28 protein-coding genes, 1 tRNA gene and 1 pseudogene are annotated in these 25,785 nt (G+C 71.2%); 19 read left to right on the top strand and 11 right to left on the bottom strand.

The window, feature by feature from the left end; translation table 11 throughout:
* Positions 1–179: 179 nt before the first annotated feature.
* Entirely contained in the window at positions 180–680 is a 501-nt protein-coding gene (locus tag HHX30_RS34925; protein ID WP_169987718.1) for a DUF1360 domain-containing protein, read from the bottom strand.
* A gap of 55 nt (positions 681–735) precedes the next feature.
* Here HHX30_RS34925 and HHX30_RS34930 point away from each other — a divergent pair, with 55 nt between their 5' ends.
* The gene (locus tag HHX30_RS34930) at positions 736–1,332 is read left to right on the top strand and encodes a nucleotidyltransferase family protein (protein ID WP_169987720.1); all 597 of its coding nucleotides are present in this window, start codon (positions 736–738) and stop codon (positions 1,330–1,332) included.
* Between the two features lie 111 nt (positions 1,333–1,443).
* Here HHX30_RS34930 and HHX30_RS34935 read toward each other — a convergent pair whose 3' ends face one another.
* Positions 1,444–1,806, bottom strand: coding sequence for a PRC-barrel domain containing protein (locus tag HHX30_RS34935; RefSeq protein WP_169987722.1), 363 nt, complete (start codon positions 1,804–1,806; stop codon positions 1,444–1,446).
* A gap of 160 nt (positions 1,807–1,966) precedes the next feature.
* Here HHX30_RS34935 and HHX30_RS34940 point away from each other — a divergent pair.
* A tRNA-Lys gene (locus tag HHX30_RS34940) sits at positions 1,967–2,043 on the top strand.
* Between the two features lie 174 nt (positions 2,044–2,217).
* On the opposite strand, the gene HHX30_RS34945 is transcribed toward HHX30_RS34940, so the two are convergent.
* Positions 2,218–2,418 (bottom strand): hypothetical protein, encoded by a 201-nt coding sequence (locus HHX30_RS34945; protein WP_169987724.1) that lies wholly within the window; start codon positions 2,416–2,418, stop codon positions 2,218–2,220.
* Between the two features lie 175 nt (positions 2,419–2,593).
* Between HHX30_RS34945 and HHX30_RS40960 the strand changes: the two genes are divergently transcribed.
* Together HHX30_RS40960 and HHX30_RS34960 are read left to right on the top strand one after the other, a co-directional pair.
* Complete coding sequence (locus HHX30_RS40960; protein WP_211593124.1) at positions 2,594–3,517, top strand: 2'-5' RNA ligase family protein; 924 nt, start codon at positions 2,594–2,596, stop codon at positions 3,515–3,517.
* A 118-nt stretch (positions 3,518–3,635) separates the two neighbouring features.
* Positions 3,636–4,976 carry a DUF2786 domain-containing protein gene (locus HHX30_RS34960; RefSeq protein ID WP_169987726.1) on the top strand — a complete coding sequence of 447 codons (1,341 nt, stop codon included), beginning with the start codon at positions 3,636–3,638 and terminating at the stop codon, positions 4,974–4,976.
* 86 nt (positions 4,977–5,062) lie between these two features.
* Here HHX30_RS34960 and HHX30_RS34965 read toward each other — a convergent pair whose 3' ends face one another.
* Both HHX30_RS34965 and HHX30_RS34970 read right to left on the bottom strand, forming a co-directional pair.
* Positions 5,063–6,661, bottom strand: coding sequence for a hypothetical protein (locus HHX30_RS34965; RefSeq protein ID WP_169987728.1), 1,599 nt, complete (start codon positions 6,659–6,661; stop codon positions 5,063–5,065).
* A gap of 238 nt (positions 6,662–6,899) precedes the next feature.
* Positions 6,900–7,628 carry a GntR family transcriptional regulator gene (locus tag HHX30_RS34970; protein ID WP_169987730.1) on the bottom strand — a complete coding sequence of 243 codons (729 nt, stop codon included), beginning with the start codon at positions 7,626–7,628 and terminating at the stop codon, positions 6,900–6,902.
* Between the two features lie 260 nt (positions 7,629–7,888).
* On the opposite strand from HHX30_RS34970, the pseudogene HHX30_RS34975 reads away from it, so the two are divergent.
* The 5 genes and pseudogenes from HHX30_RS34975 (at position 7,889) to HHX30_RS34995 (ending at position 13,512) form a co-directional block, all read left to right on the top strand.
* Positions 7,889–9,028, top strand: a pseudogene (locus HHX30_RS34975) (extracellular solute-binding protein).
* Position 9,029: 1 nt separating this feature from the next.
* Entirely contained in the window at positions 9,030–9,974 is a 945-nt protein-coding gene (locus HHX30_RS34980) for a carbohydrate ABC transporter permease (RefSeq protein WP_169987732.1), read from the top strand.
* Complete coding sequence (locus HHX30_RS34985) at positions 9,971–10,789, top strand: carbohydrate ABC transporter permease (RefSeq protein WP_169987734.1); 819 nt, start codon at positions 9,971–9,973, stop codon at positions 10,787–10,789. Before HHX30_RS34980 ends, HHX30_RS34985 begins: the two co-directional genes overlap by 4 nt.
* Before the next feature lie 5 nt (positions 10,790–10,794).
* A complete protein-coding gene (locus HHX30_RS34990) occupies positions 10,795–12,066 on the top strand; it encodes a beta-N-acetylhexosaminidase (RefSeq protein WP_169987736.1) in 1,272 nt (423 codons plus the stop codon).
* A 36-nt stretch (positions 12,067–12,102) separates the two neighbouring features.
* Positions 12,103–13,512: a cellulose binding domain-containing protein gene (locus HHX30_RS34995; protein ID WP_169987738.1), complete on the top strand. Its 1,410-nt coding sequence runs from the start codon at positions 12,103–12,105 to the stop codon at positions 13,510–13,512.
* Positions 13,513–13,573: 61 nt separating this feature from the next.
* Here the strand turns inward: HHX30_RS34995 and HHX30_RS35000 are convergent, their stop codons facing one another.
* Positions 13,574–14,365, bottom strand: a complete 792-nt coding sequence (locus HHX30_RS35000) for a class II aldolase/adducin family protein (protein WP_169987740.1) — start codon at positions 14,363–14,365, stop codon at positions 13,574–13,576.
* A gap of 179 nt (positions 14,366–14,544) precedes the next feature.
* On the opposite strand from HHX30_RS35000, the gene HHX30_RS35005 reads away from it, so the two are divergent.
* Positions 14,545–15,198 carry an HAD family hydrolase gene (locus HHX30_RS35005; protein WP_169987742.1) on the top strand — a complete coding sequence of 218 codons (654 nt, stop codon included), beginning with the start codon at positions 14,545–14,547 and terminating at the stop codon, positions 15,196–15,198.
* Between the two features lie 4 nt (positions 15,199–15,202).
* On the opposite strand, the gene HHX30_RS35010 is transcribed toward HHX30_RS35005, so the two are convergent.
* Positions 15,203–16,105, bottom strand: a complete 903-nt coding sequence (locus HHX30_RS35010) for a LysR family transcriptional regulator (RefSeq protein WP_169987744.1) — start codon at positions 16,103–16,105, stop codon at positions 15,203–15,205.
* A 100-nt stretch (positions 16,106–16,205) separates the two neighbouring features.
* Between HHX30_RS35010 and HHX30_RS35015 the strand changes: the two genes are divergently transcribed.
* Entirely contained in the window at positions 16,206–17,033 is an 828-nt protein-coding gene (locus HHX30_RS35015) for an oxidoreductase (RefSeq protein WP_169987746.1), read from the top strand.
* Between the two features lie 10 nt (positions 17,034–17,043).
* Complete coding sequence (locus HHX30_RS35020; protein ID WP_169987748.1) at positions 17,044–17,736, top strand: hypothetical protein; 693 nt, start codon at positions 17,044–17,046, stop codon at positions 17,734–17,736.
* On the opposite strand, the gene HHX30_RS35025 is transcribed toward HHX30_RS35020, so the two are convergent.
* Positions 17,726–19,066, bottom strand: a complete 1,341-nt coding sequence (locus HHX30_RS35025; RefSeq protein WP_169987750.1) for a helix-turn-helix transcriptional regulator — start codon at positions 19,064–19,066, stop codon at positions 17,726–17,728. The two genes, HHX30_RS35020 and HHX30_RS35025, sit on opposite strands and share 11 nt — an antisense overlap.
* A gap of 166 nt (positions 19,067–19,232) precedes the next feature.
* Between HHX30_RS35025 and HHX30_RS35030 the strand changes: the two genes are divergently transcribed.
* A complete protein-coding gene (locus HHX30_RS35030; RefSeq protein ID WP_169987752.1) occupies positions 19,233–19,460 on the top strand; it encodes a hypothetical protein in 228 nt (75 codons plus the stop codon).
* A gap of 18 nt (positions 19,461–19,478) precedes the next feature.
* Here the strand turns inward: HHX30_RS35030 and HHX30_RS35035 are convergent, their stop codons facing one another.
* Positions 19,479–19,682 (bottom strand): hypothetical protein, encoded by a 204-nt coding sequence (locus HHX30_RS35035; RefSeq protein ID WP_169987754.1) that lies wholly within the window; start codon positions 19,680–19,682, stop codon positions 19,479–19,481.
* A 20-nt stretch (positions 19,683–19,702) separates the two neighbouring features.
* A complete protein-coding gene (locus tag HHX30_RS35040; RefSeq protein WP_169987755.1) occupies positions 19,703–20,380 on the bottom strand; it encodes a type I restriction enzyme HsdR N-terminal domain-containing protein in 678 nt (225 codons plus the stop codon).
* A gap of 420 nt (positions 20,381–20,800) precedes the next feature.
* On the opposite strand from HHX30_RS35040, the gene HHX30_RS35045 reads away from it, so the two are divergent.
* The 5 genes from HHX30_RS35045 to mgrA all read left to right on the top strand — a co-directional run bounded on the left by HHX30_RS35045 (position 20,801) and on the right by mgrA (position 24,274).
* Entirely contained in the window at positions 20,801–21,394 is a 594-nt protein-coding gene (locus HHX30_RS35045) for a PadR family transcriptional regulator (RefSeq protein ID WP_169987756.1), read from the top strand.
* Between the two features lie 121 nt (positions 21,395–21,515).
* Positions 21,516–21,938: an SgcJ/EcaC family oxidoreductase gene (locus tag HHX30_RS35050; protein ID WP_169987757.1), complete on the top strand. Its 423-nt coding sequence runs from the start codon at positions 21,516–21,518 to the stop codon at positions 21,936–21,938.
* Positions 21,935–22,384 (top strand): hypothetical protein, encoded by a 450-nt coding sequence (locus HHX30_RS35055; RefSeq protein ID WP_169987758.1) that lies wholly within the window; start codon positions 21,935–21,937, stop codon positions 22,382–22,384. Before HHX30_RS35050 ends, HHX30_RS35055 begins: the two co-directional genes overlap by 4 nt.
* A gap of 62 nt (positions 22,385–22,446) precedes the next feature.
* Complete coding sequence (locus tag HHX30_RS35060; protein ID WP_169987759.1) at positions 22,447–23,109, top strand: alpha-ketoglutarate-dependent dioxygenase AlkB; 663 nt, start codon at positions 22,447–22,449, stop codon at positions 23,107–23,109.
* A 169-nt stretch (positions 23,110–23,278) separates the two neighbouring features.
* A complete protein-coding gene (mgrA, locus tag HHX30_RS35065) occupies positions 23,279–24,274 on the top strand; it encodes an L-glyceraldehyde 3-phosphate reductase (protein ID WP_169987760.1) in 996 nt (331 codons plus the stop codon).
* 72 nt (positions 24,275–24,346) lie between these two features.
* Here mgrA and HHX30_RS35070 read toward each other — a convergent pair whose 3' ends face one another.
* Positions 24,347–25,294 (bottom strand): SDR family NAD(P)-dependent oxidoreductase, encoded by a 948-nt coding sequence (locus tag HHX30_RS35070; RefSeq protein ID WP_169987762.1) that lies wholly within the window; start codon positions 25,292–25,294, stop codon positions 24,347–24,349.
* Positions 25,295–25,348: 54 nt separating this feature from the next.
* Between HHX30_RS35070 and HHX30_RS35075 the strand changes: the two genes are divergently transcribed.
* Positions 25,349–25,768, top strand: coding sequence for a MerR family transcriptional regulator (locus HHX30_RS35075; RefSeq protein WP_169987764.1), 420 nt, complete (start codon positions 25,349–25,351; stop codon positions 25,766–25,768).
* The last annotated feature ends 17 nt before the right edge of the window (positions 25,769–25,785 follow it).

Genomic DNA, 25,785 nt, shown 5'->3' on the forward strand with positions numbered 1-25,785 from the left:
CTGGCTGTATGTGATCTGGCACTGCTGGCAGGACGGCGTCGCCTACGACCCCGCCAAGCACGGAGCCCTCCAGGCCCTGCTCAGACAAGATCAACAGGCGGCGGCTTGACACAGGGCTACTCATGCCGCCTCCTCGCCTGGCGGCTCGGAGTCGAGTCGTGTCGTGTCGATTCGCTCGCTCATTCCGCGGCCTTCATCAGGCGCGCGTAGGCGAGCTGAAGCCAGTCGGAGATCGCCACGGCCGTCATCGTGGCCCCGGCCAGCCGGGTCACCCTGGGGAAGAACACAGTGCCCGCCGCGTATCCCGTGGCGATCCACTGGGACAGGCAGAACGGGCAGGTCAGCAGCTCGCCCACGGCGTGCTGCAGCCCATGGCCGCGGACCTCTTCCTTGAGCTCCGCCGGGCCGGAGACCCCCTCGTACCGGGTGAAGGGGGCGCGAATGGGGCTGGTGACCGGGTCCTTCGCGAGCGTCCGCGAGAGCCGGTGCGTGAACAGCCCCATGAGCATGAGGTCCATCACCTTGATCTTCTCGGGGCCGGTGCGGCCCGTCAGTTTCGCCGCGGCCAGCAGCGCCCCTACGGCTCCGCCGTACACCGCGAGAACCCGTGTGTACGAGGCGAGTGGACGGCTCTCCTCGCCCTCGTACTCGCGCTTGATCTCCTGGAGGGTCTCGGTCATGAGCGCGCCCTACCCGGGATTGTTTGCGGCGAACATTGCTGGGCAAGCGACGTGAGTGGGTAGTCACAGTCACGAAGTCACCGACGCGATTCTTGAAACGCTCAAGCGCGCCGGGGCCGGTCTCAAGGAGGCCGGGGTGCGCTTCGCCCTGGCCGGAGGCTGCGCCGGCTACGCGAGGGGCGCCGCGCCATCACTGCACGACGTCGACTTCGCCCTGGTCGAGGAAGACGTCCCGCTCGCGCTGAAAACCCTGGACAGCCTGGGTTTCCGGACCGCGAAACCACCGGAGGACTGGCTGGTCAAGGCGTTCGACGAGGAAGGTGTGCTCGTCGACCTGATCTTCTCACTCGCCGACAGGCCGGTGACCGAGGCGATGATCGCTCGATCCGAGCCGATCAACACCGCCGCGCTGAGCCTGCCCGTCCTCGAAGCCACCGATCTTGTGATCTCCTGGATACTGCCGCTGTCCGAACACGCCTGCGACTACGGCTCGCTGCTGCCGATGGTCCGCGCCATGCGGGAGCAGGTCGACTGGGACCGGGTCGCCTCGGTCGCCGCGCCGTCGCCGTACGCCTCGACGTTCGTCACGCTCCTGGAGCGGCTGCGCATCATCGCCCCTACGACACCTCGGCCCGACAGCGCCTGGCCCTGAAAGGCCCGCTCCGGCCGCCGCCCGGTCCATGCGGAGGAGGGGCCGGGAGGGGCCTCCGGTGGGAAGAAGAAAGGGGCCGCGCCGCCACGGCGGCGCGGCCCCTTTCCGCCATCACATGGACGAAGTGCGGGGGAAACGCCCGTAGTACTCCCCGACGCGGTCCCGGTAGCCCGGCTCGCTCATCGCCGTCTCGTTGAACTCCGGCGCGTTCTTGATCTCCTGTTTGGTGCGGCTGACGAAGACCTTGCGATCCTGGAAGTCGATCCTCGTCACCACACTCGCGGGCAGCATGACCTTCTTGCCGAAGATCCACGGGCCCGTGTCCACGACGATGTAGCTCTGGCCCGCCTCATAGGTGGCCTCGTCCACGGAGCCGATCTTCCCGTCCACGGCCTGCACGTCGTATCCGGCGATGTCCATCTGCTGACCCGTGCCGCTCACGGTGTCGGAATACGACCAGAGATCCGGTGTCATGGTGCTCACTCCCTTCGTCGTCACTCTCCGTACCCGATGGGGAGAAGGAGAACATCCCGGACACGTAAGGGCAGGACATCATCTGGTCGCCTGCCATCCGGTGCGATCGGTCGCGCCCTGGCGCGGAACACCTCCGGATGCCGCTACTCTTGTGGGGCGGGCGCCGCTAGCTCAGTTGGTTAGAGCAGCTGACTCTTAATCAGCGGGTCCGGGGTTCGAGTCCCTGGCGGCGCACCACATCGAAAGCCCAGGCCGTTCGGCCTGGGCTTTTCGCGTTCCGGTGCCCGGACTTCGTCTCGTGACGTCGGCTCGTCGCCGGAGCTTCCTGACCGCGCGGCCGCCCGTCACCCCGTGCCGGGGAATCGGCGATCCGCCGGGGCATCGGCTCGGCCGGTACGCGGCGGCGCGGCGTCAGCGGGAGGTCTCGTACCAGTGGTAGGGGATCGACCAGTCCCAGTGCTCGGTCTCCTCCTGCTCGCGCGCGAGGTGGGCCGCGTCGGGGGTCCAGGTCAGCGTGCAGGCGACGCCGAACTGGGCGGCCCAGTACCGCCCGAGCCGTACGAATCCCTGGCCGAGAGCGAAGACCATCCGCTTCACCAGCGACAACACCATCGGGCACCACTCCTCGCACGATCAGGCTCGGCACCAATGTGGCCAAGATCACTATGTATCTGGAAATAAAGATTTAATCTGGCTGAATCCTCCATGTAAATGCCCAGAGGGGTACGTGATGCGCCGCAGCGGCATCCGGTCGTACGCGTGACCTCCCGGCGGGAGGATGGCGGGCATGGCACCCTTCGAGATCGGGGAGACCGCCCTGGTGGTGGAGGTCCCCTCGGCCGAGCCCCTGGTCCGGGACCTGCGGGAACGCTACGACTCCTCCGCGGCGTACGGCATGCCCGCGCACATCACCGTCCTGTATCCGTTCCTCCCGAAACAACGCCTCGACGACGGCGTGCTCGCCGCGCTGCGCGACCTGTTCGCGGCGCGGCGGCCGTTCGAGGTCGCGTTCGGGGACGTCGGCCGCTTCCCGGACGTGCTCTACCTCGCACCGGAACCGGACGGGCCGCTGCGGGAGCTCACCGAGGCGGTGGCAGGCCGTTGGCCGGAGGCGCCGCCCTACGGAGGCCGGTTCGGCGACATCGTGCCGCACCTCACGGTCGCGGAGCGCCTCGGCGGCCAGACCGACGCCGGGGTCGCGGCGGACCTGGCGGCCGGACTGCCCGTGACGACGCTCGTCGGCGGCGTGACGCTGCGGGTCTTCGACGGCGAGAGCTGGCATGCGGAGGCGTTCTTCCCGCTGGGCGAGCCGCCGGTGGCCGAGTTCGCGTTCCCGGGGCCGCTGCGCGAGCGTCTGGTCGCGGCGATCCTGAGCGGGGACAAGACGGCCACCGCGGGCCTGCTGGCGGATTACGAGCACTGCGGCGACCCCCTCCCGGCGGCCGGCCGGTGGACCGCGCTGATCGACTCCGCCGGGCGGCGCGTGGCGCTCCTGGAGACGACCCAGGTGCGGGTGGTGCCGATCCGCGAGGTCGACGAGGCGTTCGCCCGCGACGAGGGCGAGGGGTACGACACCGTCGCCCAGTGGAGGGCCGCCCACGAGCGCTTCTGGACCGGCCCGGAGATGTCCGCCGTCCTCGGCGGACCACCGGTGATCGACGACGACACGCTGATCGTGGCCGAACGCTTCCGTCTGCTCGGATCCCTGTGACCGCCTGTGGATAACGTCACGGAGCCGGTGGCCGGGCCTGACAGAATCGCTCGCACGACCCGACCGGGCGGCCGTCGAGGGCCCCCCGGAGGGGCGCCGATCGGGGGAGGGCGAGCGGATGATCGGGGCGAACCGGCGGCGTGGAGCCGGAGAGCGGGAAGACACGCGGCGGCGGAGCCTCGGGCCGCCGGGGGAGACCGCCTGGAGCTTCCCCTGGTCGTCGCAGTCCCCCGGGCGGGCGGCGGAGGAACTGGTGGCCGAGCTGCTGTCGGCAGCGCTGGAGGCGACGCGCCGCCACGACGAGACCGAGTTCCGGCGATGCGTGAAGGTCCTCGCACAGGGCCAGGGGCTGCGCGAAGTCGTGGACCGCGCTCTGCTGGACGCGCTGAACCGGCACGTGACACTCACCTGGGAGCGCGGCTGGCAGCCCGCCGACGTCGTCCGGCTGGCGGGGCGGCGGCTTGAGGCCCGGCACGTCCGCCTCGTGACCGACGCCGTCGCGGCCGAGATGCGGGCCTACGCCGCGGCGACGGTGGACGAGCGCTGGCTGGACCAGCTCGCGGCCATGGGCGCGACCGTGTGGTGGAGCCGCGACGAGGAGTACCTGCACGAGGACGGCGACCGGATCGCGATGGTCGCCTGCGCGCTGCGGGTGGTCCGCCTTCTGGCCACGCTGCCGCCGCTGGAACGGCTGTGCCCGGTGCCGGGAACGGCCCGGCGTACGCCCGGCTCCCGCGGCGGCGCCGTGGACGAACGGATGCTCGCCCGGGTGCGGGCGCTGCTGGCCAAAGCCGAGTCGACCGAGTTCGAGGCGGAGGCCGAGACGTTCACCGCAGCGGCCCAGTCGCTGATGGCCCGGCACAGCATCGACGCCGCGCTGCTGGCCGCCCGGACGGACGGCCAGGCAGGAGCCGGGCGGCCGGAGGGACGCCGGCTGGGCGTCGAGTCGCCCTACGAGGGCCCGAAGGCGATGCTGCTGGACGTCATCGCCTCGGCCAACCGCTGCCGCTCGGTATGGAGCCGGCATTTCGGGTTCGCCACCGTGCTCGGGTTCCCCGCGGACCTGGCCGCGGTGGAGGTGCTGTTCACCTCTCTGCTGGTACAGGCCACGACGGCGATGAGGCTCGCGGGATCCCGCCGTGACGGCCTCGGCCGTTCCCGCACGCGGTCGTTCCGGCAGTCGTTCCTCGCGGCGTACGCCCAGCGCATCGGCGAGCGGCTGCGGGAGGCGACGGGACAGGCGATGCGGGAGGCCGCCGCCGACACCGGGCGCGACCTGCTGCCGGTGCTGGCGGCCCGGGAGGCCGAGGTCGAGGCGAGGGTCGAGGAGCTCTTCCCGACACTGACGATGGTCGGCGCGGGCGCGATCAGCAACCGGGAGGGCTGGATCTCCGGCCGGGCCGCCGCCGACCGTGCCGTTCTCGACCTACGCGCCAAGGTCACCCGGGGAGGCGGTTGATCCGCCCTCGCGACGACACGGCCGCGGCAGGTGCCCGACCGGCCCGGCCGACGTCGACGGCACAGGACGCCGCAGTACGTCGGGTTTCAGGCATCGAGCAACTCGTGCGGCCCCCAGCCGTCGGCGTCCTCCACCACCCGCAGGGCCAGCTCCGCGCGGCCGGCCATGTCGAGCGGAGCGACGCCCGAGACCGCGTGACCGTGCGCGAGCCGATCCAGTGCGGCGCCCACGAGCGGCCCGGCCGTCCGCACGGTCGAGGGCAGCGCGATCGATCGCGTCGAACCGCCGTGCAGCACGATGTTGCGCTGGCGGTAGAGGCGCCGGAAGCAACCGCGGAGATAGCGCTCCACGCGCCCGAGGGTCACGGACGGTGCGGCGACCAGCTCGCGCATCCGTCCGAGCGCGGCCGTGGTCACGGGGTCGTCCACGCGCACGACCGGCTCCGCGGTCAGCCACCGGACCATCCGCCGGGCGCGCTCGCGGTTGTTGCCGCCGATCACGTCGAGGTCACGGCACAGGCGAGGATCTTCCTCGCGGATCCGGGCGTCGTAGCTCAGGGCGGTCAGTTCGGCGCGTGGCCAGCCCGCCGCCACCAGCGCGGCGGCCCGGTCCGCGGCCACCGCCCGCCCCTCCTCGCGGTCCGCTTCGTCGGTGTCGCAGAAGAGCAGCGATTCGATGGCGGCCCAGGCCCCTGCCACGGCCGTGCTCGGCGAGCTCTCCGTGAGCGGCGCGGCGAGTTCGAGCGCGTCGTCGATGCGCAGCCCGTGCGCACCGGCGTCGGGCAGGTCGTAGAGCACGCCGACGCGTTCCAGCGACAGCACGGTCACCGCCGGGTCGCCCCGCCGGAAGTCCTGTGGTTCGGCCAGCCCCGAGATGAACACCTTGGGGTAGACGTCCAGCGCCGTCTGCCCCCGCCGGTAACGCACCCTGTTGCGGACCCGGTCGAACAACTCGGTCACCTGCTGAACCGCCGAGACGTGGTCGCGAGCCCGTACGCGGAACAGCAGGCCTCCGCTTGCGCGGACACCCGTGACCTGTGGAAACTCCGTCAGCAGCCGCCGGCGTACCTCCTCCTGCGACAGCCAGTGCGAGGACTTCAGTGCCACTTGCGGCGCGGGCACCCTGTCCTGGAGGACGATCACCCCCTCGTAGTCGAGCTCGCCGCGGGATTCGAGTTCGATGAGGAGATCGATCAGGTCGACCGGGTCGGTCGATCCGGCGAGCCGTGTCTTGATCTCGCGCCGGAGGAAATCCTGATGAAAGCCCTCGTCCAGTAGGTGAGCGGCGACGCACCGGGCGGAACGTTCCACATGAACGCGGTCAGAAGTAAGGAGATCGCGCCAACGACGAAGATAGCCGTCGGCCACGAGGTCCAACAGGAGCGCCAGCGCGCGCTGGCTGCGGGCGCCCGGCTTGATCGGCCTGACACAGATCTGGTGCAGGTGCCGGCGGATCAGCCCGTCCCCCAATGCGCTGTCGGTCTTGAGCCTGGGGAGCAGCGACTCCCGGGCGTACCAGGCGAGTGAGACCTGCGAGAGGACGTGGCGTCCCACCCAGTCGGCCGCCTCCACCGCCTCGCGCAGGGCGAGGACCGTGCCCACGTCCCACAGGCGGCGCTGCCAGGGACGCCACGACTCCAGCAACTCCTGCACCCTGGCGGTGACCAGGGCACCGGTTTCAGGCATGCTGCTGACGGCTCCCATCGGCGAGGTACCCCTTCGGCTGAGTGACTGTGGCGTTACTGCTTGCGCACAGCCCGCCGGGGAAAGTACTCTCAAGAGGACTTAGGCAGGGGAGTCGCCCGGAAGGGCCGCTCCCCATCGCCTTTTCTGGGGGGTTGTGCGGCACCCAGTGTGGCTGATCAGAGACCTCCCGATCACCGTTTTCGCATATCTCCGGCACTCTGCGTGACCGCCTCCCGTGTCAGCCGGAGGAGTCGTCGAAGTGGAGTTCCGAGGTGATCCGGTAGCGGTCGCCGCGGTAGATGGACCTCGTGAACTCCACGACCCGGCCGCCGGCCTCGCGGGCCGTGCGCTCGATGAGCAGAGCGGGAGCGTGCTGGGGGACGCCGAGCAGTTCGGCCTCGGTCTCGTCGGTGACGGTCGGCTCGATGCTCTGGGTGGCGCGGCGGACGTCGATGCCGAACCTCGTACGCAGGAACCGGTAGAACGACCCGGACACCATGTCCTCGGGCCGCAGGGACTCGACCAGGCGGTGCGGCAGGTGGATGCGCTCGATCGCGATCGGCTCGTCGTCCACCAGGCGTAGCCGTACGACGCGCAGGACCGGGTCGGCGGGCGAGACCTGCAGGCGGTGCGCCAGTCGGGCGGTGGCCGGGGCGGAGTCGAACTCGAGGATGCGACTGAGCCAGTTCCCCTCGGCGGCGGGGGCGTGGAAGGAGTCGTCGCCGGCCGCGAGGGGCTGGGTGACCTTCCGGCGCCCGGTGAACGTCCCCCGCCCGTGCTCCCGCACGAGCATGCCCTGCCGTACGAGCCCGTCGATCGCCGCGCGGAGAGTCGGGCGGGAGACGCCGAGCTCCCGGGACAGGTCGCGTTCCGAGGGGATGGCGGTGCCGGGCTCCTTGTCGGCGATCAGGTCGAGCAGGACGTCTCTGACCCGGTCGCGCTTGAGGCCCGCTGGGAGTCTCTGCACCCCCCAGACCTTACCAGTAGTTGACCAATCCTCCCCATCTCGGCCTGGCGATAACCCGAAATATCGCCTCTTGACAGCCTGACTGGTTAAGACCACTCTCCTCTCAACGGTTTACCAATAACTGACCACTGGGAGGACCGATGAGGTTACGCCTCCTCGCCGCGGCGGCCGCGTTCAGCCTCGCGCTCGCCGGTTGCGGCTCGGCGTCCGAGCCCGGGACATCCGGACAGACCGGTACGACCACGCTGACCGTGTGGTTCATGCGCGACAGCCTGTCGGACGCGATCGTGAAGCGGTTCACGGACGACTTCCAGCGGTCGCATCCCGGAATCACCCTGAACGTCCAGATCCAGGAGTGGGACGGCATCGGGCAGAAGGTCATCAGCGCGCTGGCCAGCAAGGACGCCCCCGACGTCATCGAGGTCGGCAACACCCAGGTCGCCGAGTACGCCGCCAGCGGCGGGGTCAGGGACCTCACCGGCAAGGTCGCCGACCTGGGCGGCGCCGACTGGCTGCCCGGCCTGGCCGAGCCGGGGAAGATCGACGGCAGGCAGTACGGCATCCCCTGGTACGCCGCCAACCGAGTGGTCGTCTACAACAAGGACCTGTTCGCCAAGGCCGGCGTCACCTCCCCGCCGAAGACGCGTGACGAGTGGATCGACGTCACCACCAGGCTGAACAAGGGCGGCGTACAGGGCATCTACCTGCCGGGCCAGAACTGATACACCCTCGCGGGGTTCGTCTGGGACGAGGGCGGCGACCTCGCCGTGGAAGAGGGCGGCCAGTGGAAGGGCGCGCTCGACACGCCGCAGGCGCTCGCCGGGATGGCGTTCTACGAACGGCTCCAGGCGCTCGGCAAGGGGCCCAGGGACTCCGACGAGGCCAGGCCGCCGCAGGCCGACGTGTTCGGCAAGGGCGACGTCGCGCAGATCATCTCCGCGCCCGGCGGCGCGGTCGCGATCGAGAAGGCCAACCCGGACCTCAAGGGCAAGCTGGGCTTCTTCCCGATCCCCGGCAGAACCGCGGACAGGCCGGGCGCCGTCTTCACCGGAGGGTCCGATCTGATCATCCCCGAGGCGTCCGCGCACCCGGACGAGGCGTACGAGGTGGTCAAGGCCCTCTCGGGGGAGAAGTTCCAGCTCGACATGGCCAAGGAGATGAGCTACGTGCCCAACCGCACCTCGTACGCCGGAGTCCTGAGCGGCGACGAGGCCACCGCGGCGATGGCGGCGGGGGCCGCGGTCGGGCACGCCACGCCCAACTCGCCCAACTGGGCGGCCGTGGAGGCCAGGAACGTCATCAAGGAGTACATGACCAAGGTGCTCACCGGAGGCGACGCGGCCACCGCGGCGAAGGAGGCCTCCGGCGTGATCACCACGATCCTCAACACCAGGTCCTGACATGGCGCGCGCCCTCGCCCGCACGGCCCGTCCCGCCCTCGTCGTCGAGGCGAGAACCCGCAGAAAAGGCGCGTTCTGGCCCTACCTGCTGGTGGCCCCGGCCCTGGCCGCCTTCGCGTGCCTGCTCGTCTACCCGCTGGCCCGCAGCGTCGTGATCTCCTTCCAGCACTTCCGGCTGGGCGAGCTGATCAGGGGCGGGGCGGCCTTCGCGGGCCTCGCCAACTACGCCGAGGCCCTCGGCGGGCCGGAGTTCTGGGCGGTCGTACGGCGGACCTTCCTGTGGACGGCCGCCAACGTCGTGCTGATCATGGTGATCGCCACCGCGGTGGCGCTGATGCTGCCGCATCTGGGGCGCCGGATGCGGCTGGCCGTCATGAGCGGGATGGTGCTCACCTGGGCCACGCCGGTGCTGGCCGCGACGACGATCTTCCAGTGGCTCTTCCAGTCGCGCCTGGGCGTCGTCAACTGGGTGCTGGTGCGGCTCGGCTTCGACTCCTTCCGCGACTACACGTGGTTCGCCGACGGACGGGCGACCTTCGCGATCCTGGTCGCGCTGGTGGTCTGGCAGTCGGTGCCGTTCGCCGCGCTCACCCTCTACGCGGGACTCACCACCATTCCCGGAGAGCTGTACGAGGCGGCCCGGATCGACGGGGCCGGGCCGTGGCAGGTCTTCGGCCGGGTCACGTTCCCCATCCTGCGCCCGCTGTTCGGCCTGATCACGTCGCTCGAGGTCATCTGGGTCCTCACCTGCTTCGCGCAGATCTGGGCGATCAGCAAGGGCGGCCCCGGTGGCGCCACCGCCACGCTGCCGGTCTACGCGTTCCAGATCGCGCAGTCGCTGCACCGGTACGACCTGGGATCGGCCGTCTCCACGCTGACCGTGCTGATGCTGCTCGCGGTGCTGGTCGTCCACCTGCGCCGCATGTTCCGGGAGGAGGGAGCGTGAGGAGGGCCGCACTCAACCTGGCAGCCGTGGGTGTGCTGGCGGTGTCGGTGTTCCCCGTCTACTGGATGGTGATCACCGCGTTCAAGCCGACGGTGGACATCCTCACCGAGACCCCGGCGTTCTGGCCCGCCCGGCCGACCCTCGGCCACTTCGCGACGGCCGTACGGGCCGCCGGGTTCTGGACGTTCTGGCGCAACAGCCTGGCGGTCACGCTCGGCGCGGTGCTGCTCGCGCTGGTCGTGGCGCTGCCGGCCGCCTTCGCCGTGGCCCGGCTGCGCTGGCCGGCGCGGCGCGGGTTCATCCTGATGGTCTTCGTCGCCCAGACCGCTCCCTGGTCGGCGCTGCTCGTGCCGGTCTACATCATCGCCCGCGACGCGGACATGCTCGACCGGCTGCCGACGCTGACGCTGGTGTACTTCGTCACGACGCTGCCGTTCACGATCGTGACGCTGCGCGGGTTCATCGCGGCGGTCCCGCCCGAGTTGGAGGAGGCCGCGCTGATGGACGGCTGCGGCCGGGCCGAGGCGTTCCGCCGGGTGGTGCTGCCGCTGCTCGCGCCGGGCCTGATGTCCACATCGCTGTTCGGCTTCATCACCGCGTGGAACGAGTTCGCCTTCGCCAACGCGCTCATGATCAAGGACCAGGGCGACCGTACGCTGCCGATCTGGCTGTCCGGGTTCGCCAACGTCTTCGGCACCGACTGGGGCGCCACCATGGCCGCCGCCACGCTGTTCATGCTCCCCGTCCTGCTCGTCTTCCTCGTGCTCCAGCGCCGCGTGTCCTCCGGGATGATCGCGGGCGCGGTGAAGGGATGACCCAGATGATGATTCCGCGGCCCCGCGAGGCGGCCGTGCTCGGGGGAACCGTCACGCTCCACGACGGCCTCGTACGGCACGCGCCCGGCGATCCCCGGCTGGGAGAGGAGGGCTACCGGATCGACGTCACGCCGGACGGCGCGGAGCTGACGGCGGGAGGACCCGCAGGGCGCTTCTACGGCATGCGGACCCTGGCGGCGCTCGGCCCCGAGGCGCCGCTGTGCCGGATCACCGACCGGCCCGCGCACACCTGGCGCGGGGTCATGCTCGACGTCGCCCGGCACTTCATGCCCAAGGACTTCGTGCTGCGGCTGATCGACCTGCTGGCGGTCCACCGGCTCAACCGGCTGCACCTGCACCTGACCGACGACCAGGGCTGGCGGCTGCAGATCAAGCGTTATCCCCGGCTCACCGAGGTCAGCGGAGAGCACTACACGCAGGAGGACATCCGGGAGATCGTGTCGTACGCCGCCGACCGGTTCGTCACGATCGTGCCAGAAATCGAGATGCCGGGGCACGCCCAGGCGGCGATCGCCGCCTATCCCTGGCTCGGCAACCACCCGTCACGCCGCCTGCCCGTACGGGACTCGTGGGGGATCAGCCCGCACGTGTTCAACCTGGAGGAGGCGGCCATCGGCTTCTGCCGGGACGTGCTCGACGAGGTCATGGACCTGTTCCCCGGGGAGTACGTCCACCTCGGCGGCGACGAGTGCCCGCCGGACGAGTGGGAGCACAGCGAGGCGGCGCTGCGGCGGATCGCCGAGCTCGGGCTGCCGGGCCCGGACGCCGCGCGGGCGTGGTTCACCTCCACCGTCGGCGCGTACGTGACCTCCCGGGGCCGGCGCCCGATCCACTGGTACGACACACCCGGTGGGCCCCCCGGCGTCACGGCGATGACGTGGCTCGACCACGAGAGCGGACCGCGGGCGGCCCTGGAAGGGCTCGACGTCGTGCTGGCCCCGCACACCAGCACCTACCTCGACTATCCGGCCGACGCCCCCGGCCCGCACGGCCGGATGCTCTCCCTCGCCGACGTCTACGGGTTCACGCCGCCCCCGGCCCCCGAGGGCGCGACCGGCCGGATCCTCGGGGTGCAGTGCCAGCTCTGGACCGAGTACATGCCCACGCCCGAGCACGTCGAGGCGATGGCCTTCCCCCGGCTGTGCGCCTTCGCCGAGGTGGCCTGGGGCACGGCCGGGGACTACCGCGACTTCCTGCGCAGACTCACCCCTCATCTGGAGTCCCTGGGCGTCCGGCCGGGGCCGGTCATCCCCTGAACTCCGCAACCCACCCCCCACGAAAGGAAGACTGCGGTGTCACGAAAGCTCTTATGGGGCGGCCTCGCGGCCGTGCTGCTGGCCGCGCTGGTCGTGGCCCTGCCCGCACAGGCGGCCCAGTCGCTGCGCCTGCGCTACAAGACGAGCGCCACCGGCGCCACCGCCGACCAGGTGGAGCCCTGGTTCGACCTGGTCAACAGCGGGACCACGGCGGTGCCGCTGAACACCGTGAAGATCCGCTACTACTTCAGGGCCGACTCACCGGCGCAGCAGTACCGCTTCGCCTGCTCGTGGGCGGTGGTCTCCTGCTCCACCGTCACCGGGGCCTTCCAGACGATCTCGCCGGGTACGGCCACGGCCGACCGCTACCTGGAGGTCGGCTTCACCTCCGGCACCCTGGCCCCCGGCGCGTCGACCGGCGACCTGCAGCTGCGCTTCTACCGGGCCGACTGGCAGACGATCCGGCAGAGCGACGACTACTCCTTCGGCCCCGCGCGGACGACGTACGGCGACTGGGACAAGGTCACGGTCCACCAGGGCGGCACGCTGGTGTGGGGCACCCCGCCCGCGGGTGCGACCGACCCCTCGCCGTCCCCGTCGCCCTCCACCTCGCCATCGCCGGGCGGCCCCGGCGGTGGCAGCGGGGTCGTCTTCGACGACTTCGCGTACGCATCCTCGTCGGACCCGCAGATCGCGGCGCACAACTGGACCGTACGGACCAACAGCGGCGGCCCCGGCGTCCCCGGCGCGAGCTGGCCCGCGTCCAACGTGAGTTTCCCCGTCGTGAGCGGGAGCAACAAGGCGCTGCAACTGCGGGCGGCCACCGACGGCACCGCCGGGGGCACCTCGCAGGCCGAGTTCCTGCACCAGCGAAAGTTCTTCGAGGGCACGTACGCCGCGCGGGTGAAGTTCGCCGACGCCCCCGACAGCGGACCGGACGGGGACAACATCGTGGAGACGTTCTTCACCATCACGCCCCTCGCGTACGACCTCGACCCGGACTACAGCGAGCAGGACTTCGAGTACCTGCCGAACGGCGGCTGGGGCGCGCAGGGCCCGATCATGTACACCACGACCTGGGAGACCTACCGCAACGAGCCCTGGCTCGCGGTCAACACGCACACCGAGCGGACGGCGAGCTACGTCGGCTGGCACGACCTCGTGCTGCAGGTCTCCGGGGGCACGGTCCGCTACTACATCGACGGCACGCTGTTCGCCGAGCACGGCGGCGACTACTACCCCGAGACGCCGCAGTCGGTGAACTTCAACCTCTGGTTCATCTCCGGCGGGCTGCTGGGCAGCGCCACCCCGCGCGTCTACACGCAGCAGGTCGACTGGTTCTACTTCAGCAAGAACGAGGTCGTGGCCCCGGCCGAGATCACCTCCAGGGTGAACGCCTACCGGGGCGCCGGCACCACGTGGAAGGACACCGTGCCCATGCCGTAGCCGGTGTCGCCCGGGCCCCGGCGGCATCCGGGGCCCGGGCCCGTGCTCGGTGCGAAAAGCGTCAGTCGAGCAGGTCGGGGTCGGAGGCGAGGATCTGGTCCAGCAGGGGCTGGAAGTTGATCCAGCCGACGACGTCGTTGCCGATCTGGCCGTGCGTGAGCTTGGCGTTCTCGTGCGAGATCGGCACCGTCGGCCCGGCGGCCTTGGCCGCGAGCTGCGCCTGGCAGCTTCGTTCCATCGTGATGAACCACCAGGCCGCAGCCTCCACGCTGTCGCCCACGGTCAGCAGCCCGTGGTTGCGCAGGATGACCGCCTTGTGCGAGCCCAGCGCCTGCGCGATGCGGCGGCCCTCCTCGGTCTCCACGACCACCCCCGTGTAGTCGTCGAACAGGGCGTGGTCCTCGTAGAACGCGCACGCGTCCTGCGTCAGCGGCTCGAGCAGCGTGCCGAGCGCCGACAGGGCCTTGCCGTACACCGAGTGGGAGTGGGCGGCGGCGACCACGTCGGGCCTGGCCCGGTGGACCATCGAGTGGATGGCGAACGCCGCCTGGTTGACGTGGTGGCGGCCCTCCACCACCTGGCCCTCGTGGTTGACCAGGATCAGGTCGTTGACCTTGATCTGCTTGAACGACATGCCGAACGGGTTCACCCAGAAGTGGTCGGTGTGCTCCGGGTCCCGGGCCGTGATGTGGCCGGCCACGCCCTCCTCGAAGCCGAACCTCCCGAACAGCCGCAGCGCCGCCGCGAGCCGCTCCTTGCGGTGGCGCCGCTCGTCCTCCGCGTTGGCGAAGGTCGGCGGCAGCCGGAAAGCGAGCTGGTCGGCGGGCACGGGCTGCAGGTCGGACAGGCTCATCGCGGCTCCCAAGGCTCGTGAGGCGTACCCGTCCAGCCTGTCCTCCGCCGCCGTCCCCTGTCCATGCCGGAGCCGAATCTTCTTCTGTGCCCCAGGCGGCTTCGGTCCTGTCCGACAGGGCAGTGGAGGCCGACCGAATCCGCGTAAGGTGCATGCAGCGGGAGAGACGGGAGGTACCGATGCGGCTGGAGGCCGTCTTCTTCGACGTCGGGGAGACCCTGGTGGACGAGACCCGCGAGTACGGCACCTGGGCCGACTGGCTGGGCGTCCCGCGGCACACCTTCTCCGCCGTGTTCGGCGCCGTGATCGCGCGCGGCGGCGACTACCGGGACACCTTCCAGCACTTCCGGCCCGGTTTCGACCTCCACGCCGAGCGGGAACGCCGGGCCCGGGAAGGCCAGGCCGAGACGTTCGGCGAGGAGAACCTCTACCCCGACGCCCGGCCCTGCCTGGCCGAGCTGCGGGAGATGGGGCTGCGCGTCGGCCTCGCCGGCAACCAGACCGCCCGCGCCGAGACCATCCTGCGCGCCCTCGACCTGCCCGTCGACGTGATCGGCACCTCCGACGGCTGGGGTGTGGAGAAGCCCGACGCGTCCTTCTTCGACCGGCTGGTGGCGGAGGCCGGCTGCCCGGCGGAGTCCGTCCTCTACGTGGGCGACCGCCTCGACAACGACATCCGGCCGGCCCAGAAGTCCGGGCTGCGCACCGCCCTCGTACGGCGGGGCCCGTGGGGCCACATCCTCCACGACGAGACGGCGGCGCGGGCGTGCCTGTTCCACGTCGACTCGCTGGCCGAGCTTCCCGCGCTCGTCCGCAAGCACAACGGCGACTGACGGCTCAACCGGCCTCCGTGAGGTCGATCGCGGCGGCCAGTTCCACCGCCACGTCGAGCAGGTTCCGTACGGCCCGCCGGTCGCGGCCGGGGTGCCAGGCCATGACGGTCTCGGCCCGTTCACCGGCGAGCGGCACGAACACGACCCCGGTGCGCCGCAGGCTGTGCGCCGACCGGGCGAGCCGGGTGACCCCGACTCCCGCGGCGACCAGGCCGAGCAGGCTCGGCACGCCGTCGGCTCGCTGCACCACCCGCGGCGCGAAGCCCGCCGCGCGGAAGTCCTCGTCGTACTTGCGGTGCCACGGCTCCCACGAGCCGCGCGGCGTGAGCACCCAGGGCTCGCCGGCCAGGTCGGCCAGCCGCAGCTCGGCCCGCCCGGCGAGCGGGTGGCCGGTCGGCAGGACCGCGCAGACGCGCTCGCCGACCAGCGTGACCGTCTTCAGGTCGTCCACGAGCGGCGGCCGGGTGAAGGCCGCGTCGTACCGTCCGTCCCGCAGACCGCCGACGAGATCGGCGATGCCGACCGCCTCGGTGACGAGATCGACGTCCGGGTAGCGTTCCCGGAACGCGCGGACGACCGGCGGCATCATGTAGTTGGCGGTGGAAACGAGGAAGGCCAGGCGCAGCCTGCCGACCTCGCCGCGCTCGGCACGTCGGGCGGTCTCCACGGCTGCGTCCGCCCGGGCCAGCACCGCGCGCGCCTCGGGCAGGAACACCCGCCCGACCTCGGTGAGGCGGGTGCCCCGGGTGTCCCGGTCGAACAGCCGTGTGCCGAGGGCGCGCTCGAGCGCGACGATCTGCTGGGAGAGCGACTGCTGGGCGATGCGCAGCTCCCGCGCGGCCACGGTGAAGCTCAGATGTTCGGCCACGGCGACGAAGTACCGCAGATGACGCAACTCGGGGGTCACAGGCTCTGACTGTAACCGCCGCAGGGAACATGTGTTGGCGCGGCGGTTCTCGTACGGCGGACAGTGGTCCCACTGATCACGGAAAACGAGGAGCGGGACCATGACCGGACGGGTTTGGCTGATCACCGGATGCTCGGCGGGCTTCGGCCGGGAGCTGGCCGAGGCCGCTCTGGCCGCGGGCGACCGCGTGATGGCGACGGCGCGACGTCCTGAGACGCTCGCCGCCCTGGCGGAGCCCGGCGGCGACCGGGTGCGCGCCTCGCGGCTGGACGTCACCGACGTCGCCTCCGTCGACGCGGCGGTGGCCGGGACGCTGTCCGCCTTCGGCCGCATCGACGTGGTGGTGAACAACGCCGGCCACGGGTCGGTGGGAGCCGTCGAAGAGCTGTCGATGAGCGACCTGCGCGCGCTGATGGAGGTCATGTTCTTCGGGGCGGTGACCGTGACCAAGGCCGTCCTGCCGCATCTGCGCTGTCAGGGGAGCGGAACCGTCGTGCAGATGAGCTCGATGGGCGGGCAGCTCAGCATGCCGGGATTCGGCGCCTACTGCGCCGCCAAGTTCGCCCTGGAGGGGCTGTCGGAGGCGCTCGCCGCCGAGGTCGCGCCCTTCGGCGTACGGGTGCTGATCGTCGAGCCGGGCGCGTTCCGCACCGAGTTCGGCGGCCACCGCATGCACCGTTCGAAGCCCATCGACGCATACCGGGCGTCCGCGGGCGTGACCAGGGCCTTCGTGGACGGCATGGACGGCACCCAGCCGGGCGACCCGGCCAAGGCCGCGCGGGCGATCCTCGGGGTGCTGGACGAGGCCGAGCCGCCGCTGCGGCTCGCCCTGGGCGACGACGCGGTGGACGCCCTCCGCGCCCACCACGAGATGCTCCGCGCGGACCTGGACCGATGGGAGAAGCTGAGCCGGGCGATGAGCATCTAGAGTCGCCGGGGTGAAGCTCGATCACGATGCCGACATCACGCCGCTGCTCGGCCGGGACTGGAGTGCGGTGGACCACCGGGAGGCGCTGGCCGGCCTCGCCAGGCTCGGCTGGACGCCCTGCGGAGTGGGCGACTGGGCCGTCGGGCTGCGTTCGCCCCGCGGCCTGTTCGCGGCGCGGATCTGCCCGTTCGATCCGGCCTATCCGGCCTTCCTCGAACTGTGCCGCCGCTGCCCCGGCAATCCGTACCTGCCGCACGTGGCGTTCGCCGAGGCACTCGACGGCGGCGGCTCGCTCACGGTGCTGGAGTTCCTGGCCCCGGCCGCGCCGGAGGAGGCGGCGGAGGTGGCCCGCCGATGGCGCGAAGGGGAGGGCGACGAGGCGTTCGACGCCGTACGGCGCACCGCCCTCACGGTGGACGAGGAGTGGCGGGCCCGGACGCCCTGGTGGGACGGGATCGACCTCAACCACGGCAACGTCCGCCGGGCGGTGGACGGGAGGATCGCGCTCGTGGACGTCTTCTGCATGGACGGGGCGTCGCTGTACCGCCAGGTGCTCGACGACTCCGCCGTCGTGCGCGAGCGCCTGTCCACCGCCGCGACGCGACACCTGCTGGACATCCCGTACATCGCCCGTGAGAGCTCTCCGGCGGAGATCGAGGCGCTGCGCGCGGCGTGGCGGGCGGGGGCCCGCGTCACATCGTGAGCTCGGGGTGCCTGGCGCGGCCGAGGCCGACCAGCCGTTCGTCCAGCGCCCGGGTGGCCGCGGCGGACGGCAGGACCTTCAGAACGCCGCGGACACGGTCGTGCCCGATCGCGTACCACTGGTCCTCGAGCGCGTCGACCGCCTCCCGGAGATGCTCGGCGGCCTGGTCGCCGTCGGTGGAGGCGTGCGCGGCGGCGAGGTCGGCGAGCAGCACCGAACGCTGCTTGCCGCCGTTCGGTCCCAGGTCGTCGAGCGCCTTGCGCAGCCGGCGGGCCGCCTCCTCGTGGTTGCCCGCCGTCAGCGCGCTGTAGCCGGCGAAGCCGTCGAGCCTGGCCCGCTCGAAGAAGTCCAGCCAGGACGGGTCGTCGCCGCTCGCGTCGACCATGTGGTCGGCGCGGTCGATGTGGCGCATGCACTCCTTCGGCTCGCCGCAGCGGGCCGAGATCTCCGACGCCACGCAGTGGAGCCACGCCCTGGTCAGCGGGCCGACGCCGTGCCAGGCGTGCGCGAACGCCGCGTCCAGCAGGCCCAGGGCGTCCGTGCGGTTGCCCTCGAACCCTGGCACGAACGCCGCGTGGGCGAGCACGGCGGCGGCGAGCGGGTGGTCGCCGCACTCCCGGCTGGCCGACAGGGCCATCCGGTACAGCCGCGCCGCGGTGGGGCCGTCGTCCAGGTCGAAGAAGGCGACCCGGCCCGACAGCAGGGCCGAGCGCGCGGCCGCCTCGGCCAGCGTGTGCCGGACCGCCCCCTCCGGGGCCCCCCGCAGCAGGCTCATGCCGAGCCGCGTGTGCGCGACCGACGCCTGGAAGATGTCGTCCGGGGGCGATGTCCAGTAGAGGGCGGCCTGCTTGTCGACGACCCGGGCGAACGCCTCGGCCGACTCGGCGTCGACTCCGCGCCCGCGTTCCACCGCCGCGGGAAGACGCTCGCCGCCCTCACCGAGGAGCGGGGCGAGCACGCCCGCGCCGAAGAGCCCCCGTAGGAACGTGGAGCGGTCGATGCCGTCTGCGGCGATCATGCTCAGCAGCCTCCGTATCTCGTCCACCACCTCCGTGACCGGCCGCATGGCCATCTCGTCGGGGGTGAGCAGTCCCAGTTCGCTCGCGGGCTTGTCGAAAATCGTCACCAGATGCTTGCGATAGCGCGGATCCGGCCACCGCTCGCCGGTTTCCCACCGCCTGACCGTGTTGGCCGTCAGGCCGGTGTCCTTCTCGTCGCACGACCGCATGGACGTACGAATGCGTTCGCACAGCTCCTCGTAGGACCACCCGCGCTGCAGGCGTTCCCACGCGAGCCGGCGATTTTGCGGATGGCGGTGGTTGGCCGGCATGTCGCACCCCCAGCACACTGCGTCAGCGTGACACGCCGACACTACGGGAGATTCTGTGTTCGCGCGGCTACTGGCTGTGATTGGACGTCCTCTGGCTGATACTCCAACCGCTTCAAAAGCGCTTAGCTTGGCCCACTTCCGCGAGCAGCCGTTGGAGATGGGTGACATGACCACGCTGGAGGACATCGCACGAGACCACGCCGGCTGGATCATCTGGCGGTCGGACGTCGGCCGCTGGTGGGCGACCAGGCGCGGGCCGGTGAACCTCGACGCGATCCGCAGGGGATGCGCGATGACGCTCGACGCCGACGACCCCGAGGCCCTCGCCGCGGCGCTGACGGCCCAGGCCGAGCTGACCGCCGCGGTCGCCGCCGACCCCGCGCCCACCGGGTGACGGGGGCCGCCGGCGCGGTCAGCGGCCGTGCCGCAGACGGTCCCTGATGTAGTGGACGACGTGGACCGCGCAGGCGCCATTGTTGGCGCCTGCGCGATCGGTGACGGTGAACTCAGCAGGCGACGGGCATGACGAACCGCCCCAACCGCACCGGCGTTCGTGCCCCTTAGTGCCCGGCCGGTAGTCGCCCGCTTCCCAGAACTTGATCTGCAACAGATCCATCCGCCCCTGCCCTCCGCTGTTCAGGCGAGGAGATCGGGCCTGAGGACCTCCGCCTGGAGGATGCGCTCGATCTCCTTCTCGTCCGCATTGTGTCCCGTCTGCCGCCGCAGTTCCTTCCGTACGGCGTCGAGGATCACGGGCGTGAGGAGAACGCGGATGAGAGATTTCGGCGCCGTCGCCGCACGGGCCTTCCACAGGTCGTCGATCAGCCGGCGCTTGAACGCCTCCTTGCTGAGGTAGAAGAGCGCGTCGGCCTTCCCGCTCAGCCCTCCCTCGTCGAGGAGGTCGACCTCCAGAGCCAGGTCGACGACGACCGGGAGGCCGCCGGTGAGGCGGTAGACCTGCCACACCTGCCCGTTCGTCAGCACCATCCATTCGACGCCCTCGTTCACCGCGTACATCTGCACCTGCCGCAGGTGTTTGACGCCCAATTTCTGCGTGCACCGCTTGACCTCGATGAACGCGGCCAGCTGCTTGTCCACGCGTATGCCGTAGTCGGCGAATTCGCCTTTTACCTGGTATTCGGTTGTCAGATCTTCGTATTTGTCGTACCCCAGCCCCTCGCAGAGGAAATCGGTGACGAGCAGGCGGGTGTCGCCCTCGTTGGCGTCGCGGGCGATGAGATCGCTGAGGGGCTTGCCGTACCGGCGTATCGCCGTACGAATGCGGGTGCGCGCCTCGGATTCCCATTTCGGCATGGTCCGGGGGGTGGCGGGCGTCTTCCGGGTCCCGCGAACGTCGCCCTCATGTGCGAGGGGGGCTTGAGTGGCATCGGGTGTGACGAGGGCGTCGGACGTCTGATCGGTCATCGGGTGCACCTTCTCCTCGCGGCGGCTCGGGTTGTTTGCCGACCATTGGTGTAACGGTGTTGGACGCGTTTCCGTCAGTGAATGGTTACCACCGTAAATATCTGTTCGGCAACAAATGGCAATGCGACAATTCCTCTCAAATGATGACTTATTGGGGTGTGTCCCTTCGACTCGATCTCCGTGCGCGAGGCCGGGGGTGTCGAGGATCACGGGCCGTACCGGCGCCGTCGGTGTGCCTCGGCGCAGGGGGGTTCCCCATCGCATTGCGTCTCGCTATAGTGCGGATTGCAATAAGGCGATGGGGGAGTGATGGGGCGGGCGGACAGGGATCTGGTCGGGCTCACGGTGCTCGCCCTGCTGTCCGTGCGGCCCGCCCACCCCTACGAGCTGCACCGGTTCGTCATCGACACGCACAAGGACTACATCGGCGGCCTGCCGCGCAGCCTCTACCACGCGGTCGACCGGTTGGCCCGCGACGAGCTCATCGCTCCGGTCGAGACCAGCAGGGAGGGTCGCCGGCCGGAACGCACGGTCTACCGGGTGACCGAGGAGGGGCGGGCCGAGCTGAGCTCCCGGCTGCGCCGTCTGCTGGAACAGCCGGACGGCGACACCAAGGTCTTCCTGGCCGCGGTGTCCCTGATGGGATGCCTTCCCGTCCCCGAGGCGGAGCGGGCGCTGAGCACCCGCGCCGCCACGCTGGAGGGCGCGATCGTCGCCGCCGACGCGCACATCGAGACGCTGGGCGGCTCCGGCCTGCCGCGCGTGCTGGTCCTCGAAGTGGATTACGACCGGGCGATGAAGGCCGCCGAGTTGGAGTGGGTCCGCGCGACCCTCGCCGAGATCCGATCCGGCCGGATCGCCTGGAGCACCGAGACGAACGCCGGACAGCTCGACCGGCAGTGAAGCGCCGGCCGGATGCGCCAACATCCGGCCGGCGCCCGACCCGACCACCGCGAAGCGGCCGATCAGGGCTCGCACTCAGAAGGATAGGCGGCTTCGCGGTCTTCCGAGAGGAGTCGCAACCATGTCCGAGACCGTGGTGGAAACCGTGTCCGACGACGTCCGCCGCCTGCTGGACGCGCTGACCGCGGCCTGGAACGACGGGGACGCCGCCGCCTTCGCGGGGCTGTTCACCGAGGACGCCGACTACGTGACGTACTTCGGGGCGCGCATGGAGGGCCGCCGGGCCATCGAGGACAGCCACCGGGCTCTGTTCGAGGGTCCGCTGAAGGGGTCCCGGCTGGTCGCGCCGGCCGCGGCGGCGCCGCTGCGGAGGATCCGCCTCCTGAGCCCGGACGTGGCGCTGGTCGTGACGACCGGGGGATCGTCCCTGCCGGACGGCGGGTCCGATCCGGGCCGTGACTCGATCATGACGTTCACCGCGGTCAGGAAGGGCGACGGCTGGCGCCTCGCGTCGTTCCAGAACACGCGGATCGGTGCGCCGTGACGACGTCTGCCGGGACCCTGCTGTGCGAGGTGCGCGGCGTCGTCGAGGCGCCGGTCGACCGGGTGGCCGGCCTCATCCTGCGAGTACGGCCGGGGCAGGTGGGGCGGCACAACTGCTTCCTGCTGGCTGAGCACGGCGGAACGCTCACGGGCGGACCGGACCGGTTCGTGCTCGCCGCGCCCGCGCACACGATGACGGTCGAGGTGGGCCCGGACCGGCTGGCCGTGCAGGGCGGCTGGTGGTACCGCGGTGAATACCGCCTCGCCCCCGATCCGGCCGGCACACTGCTGGTCCACCGGGTCCGCAACGTGGCCGAGCGTCTGCGCTGGGGGGTTCCCCTGGCCAACGGGTTCTTCCGGCGCTTCGGACCGCGGACGCGCGACGGCTTCGCCGTCCTGCTCGACCGCGTGGGCGGCGAGCTGGGCTGTCCCGTCCGCCTGCTGTGACCAGATGGCACCATCCCTCCGGCCCCGGCATGATCGAATGAATGTTTGAATATGCTGGGGCCATGAGGGCTTTTCAGGCGTCGCTGCTGGACTGTGTTCCTGGACTGGGCGAGGGGGTTCCCGGACTGGGCGAGGGTATTCATGTCGGCTCGCTCGGTTCGTCGGTGCGGCGCACTCCGCTCGACCGGGGCGCCTGGATCGACGTCCGGCCACACTGGATCGAGGGGGCGGACGCGCTCTTCGAACGCCTCCTCGACGCGGTGCCCTGGCACGCCGAGCGCAGGCACATGTACGACCGGGTCGTGGACGTGCCGCGGCTGCTGAAGTTCTACGACGAGGGCGAAGAACTGCCCGATCCCGTCCTGGCCGAGGCGAGGGACCTGCTCAACGCCCACTACGAGGAGGAGCTCGGCGAGCCGTTCCGTACGGCGGGCATGTGCCTGTACCGGGACGGCCGGGACAGCGTCGCCTGGCACGGCGACACGATCGGGCGCGGGAGCACGCAGGACACCATGGTCGCGATCGTGTCGGTCGGCACGCCACGCCCGCTGCTGCTACGCCCGCGCGGCGGGGGAGGCCCGACGCTGCGGCACGAGCTGGGCCACGGCGACCTCATCGTCATGGGCGGGAGCTGCCAGCGCACCTGGGAGCACGCGATCCCGAAGTCCGCCAAGGTGATCGGCGCCCGCATCAGCGTCCAGTTCCGGCCGAGAGGCGTACGGTGACGGCACGCGGCGGAGCACCCCCGCTCTGACCTGCCCGGCCCGCACCCCGCCGGCCCTCGGCGTCCGGCCGCCCCCGCCTGCCCGGCCGTTGACACGTGCGGTTTCCTGGTACTGCTGGAGCAAGGCCCGGGCAAAGGACGGGCCACGGTCGCACGAGGAAAGGTCGCGGATGATCCCGAACCCCTACGCCCCCGCCCCCACCCGGTACGACGACATGCGGTACCGGCGCAGCGGAAGGAGCGGGGTGCTGCTTCCCGAGATCTCCCTCGGCCTGTGGCACAACTTCGGCGACGGTCACCCCCTCGACGTGCAGCGTGCCGTCCTGCGCCGGGCCTTCGACCTCGGCGTCACCCACTTCGACCTGGCCAACAACTACGGCCCGCCGTACGGCTCGGCGGAGGAGAACTTCGGCCGCCACCTGCGCGCGGACTTCCTGCCCTATCGCGACGAGTTGTTCATCTCGACCAAGGCGGGCTACGACATGTGGCCCGGCCCGTACGGCGAGTGGGGGTCGCGCAAGTATCTGCTGGCCAGCCTCGACCGGTCGCTGAGCCGCATGGGCCTCGACTACGTCGACGTCTTCTACTCCCACCGGCCCGACCCGGACACCCCGATCGAGGAGACGATGGGCGCCCTCGACACGGCGGTGCGCTCCGGCAAGGCGCTCTACGTGGGCATCTCGAACTACTCGGCCGAGCAGACCGAGCGGGCCGCCGCCGTGCTGCGCGAGCTGGGCACCCCGCTCCTGATCCACCAGCCGCGCTACTCGATGCTCGACCGCTGGGTGGAGGACGGGCTGCTCGACACGCTGGAGCAGGCCGGATCGGGCTGCATCGCCTACTCGCCGCTGGCGCAGGGCCTGCTCACCGGCCGCTACCTCGACGGCGAGGTGCCGGCCGACTCTCGGATGGCGATCGGCCACTTCCTCACGCGCGACCGGCTCACCCCGGAGCTGCTGGAGTCCCTGCGCGGCCTCAACAAGATCGCACACGAGCGCGGCCAGACGCTCGCCCAGCTCGCCCTGTCGTGGATCCTGCGCGACCGGCGGATCACGTCCGTGCTGGTCGGGGCCAGCTCGGTCGGGCAGCTCGAACAGAACATCGCGGCCCTCGACGCGCCCCCGCTCACGCCGGAGGAACTGGCCGAGATCGAGAACCTGCTGTAGTCCTCCCGCCGTCACGGCGGCGGGCGGCCCGTCACGACGCGCCGCCCGCCGCCGGAGGAGGCGAAGCGCGCCTCAGGAGAACGCGTCGACGCCGGTGAGCTCGGCGGACAGGTCCCAGAGCCGGGTCGCCTCCCCGGGGTCGACCGCCCACGGCGCGACCCGTCCGCCGGTCGTGTCGCCGGTGGCGAGTTCGGCGACGTCGCAGTCCTCGCAGTAGACCCCGCCGTGACCGTCGAGCAGGGGGGAGGTCGCCGCCCAGACGGTCGTGGCCGCGCCCTGCTCCGGCGTCTTGAAGTCCTCCGCCGGCGTGCCGCCGGGAGAGACCCAGCCCAGGGCGATCTGCTCCGCACGGGGGATGTGCCGCTGGAGCGGGGTGAGGATGCTGCCGGGGTGCAGGGCGAAGGCCCGTACGCCGGCGGCGGCCCCGAGCGCGTCGAGGCGGACGGCGAACAGGACGTTCGCCGTCTTCGACTGCCCGTAGGCCGCCCACTTGTCGTACCCGTCGCGGAAGTGGATGTCGTGCCACCGGATCCCGGACGCGAAGTGAGCGCCCGAGGACACCGACACGACCCGCGACCCGGTGGCCAGAGCCGGGCGCAGGCGGTTGACGAGGGCGAAGTGACCGAGGTGGTTGACCGCGAACTGGGCTTCCCAGCCCGGGCCGACGCGGGTCTCCGGGCAGGCCATGATCCCGGCGTTGGCGATGAGGAGGTCGATGGTCCTGCCGGTCTCCACGAGAGTTTCGGCGAACACGCGGACGCCGCGCAGGTCCGCCAGGTCGAGTTCGTGAGTCTCCGTACGCGGGATGTCGCGCAGCGCCTCCCTCGCCGCCGCCGGTCTGCGCGCCGGGACGATCACGCGGGCCCCCGCCGCGCTCAGCGCCCGCGTCGTCTCCAGGCCGAGCCCCGAGTGTCCCCCGGTGACCAGGGCCGTCCGCCCGGACAGGTCGATTCCCGTGAGCACCTCGCGCGCGGTGCTGCGGGCGCCGAAACCACTGCCGATCCTGTGCTGTGCCGTCATGGGGAGGACGCTAGGAACTAGAGCGTGCTCTAGGTCAAGCTGTACGCTCGCCGGATGACCAGGCATACGGATGCCCTGTCCATCGGGCAGGTCTCCGAGGCGACCGGGCTGAGCGTGCACGCGTTGCGCTTCTTCGAGCGCGAGGGGCTCTTCCTGCGTCCGATCCCCCGATCGGCGGGCGGGCGGCGGGTGTACGACCCGGCGGACGTGGAGTGGCTGGTCCTGTGCAACCGGCTGCGCGACTCCGGTATGTCCATCGCCACGCTGCGCAGGTTCGCCGGGCTCGTCCGGTCGGGGCCGGGCAACGAGTCCGAGCGCCTCGCCCTGCTGGAGGAGCACGAGCGGGCCGTCGAAGCGCGGATCGCCGAGCTGAACGCGAGCCTCGCCGTCATCCACGGCAAGGTGGTCACCTATCGCGGGCACGTGCGCGACGGAACCGCGGCGGGCCTGTGGGCGCCCACGCCGTCCCCCTGATCAGTCCCGGAGGGCGG

This window comes from Microbispora sp. H10836 (assembly GCF_012999525.1).
Taxonomy (GTDB): domain Bacteria; phylum Actinomycetota; class Actinomycetes; order Streptosporangiales; family Streptosporangiaceae; genus Microbispora.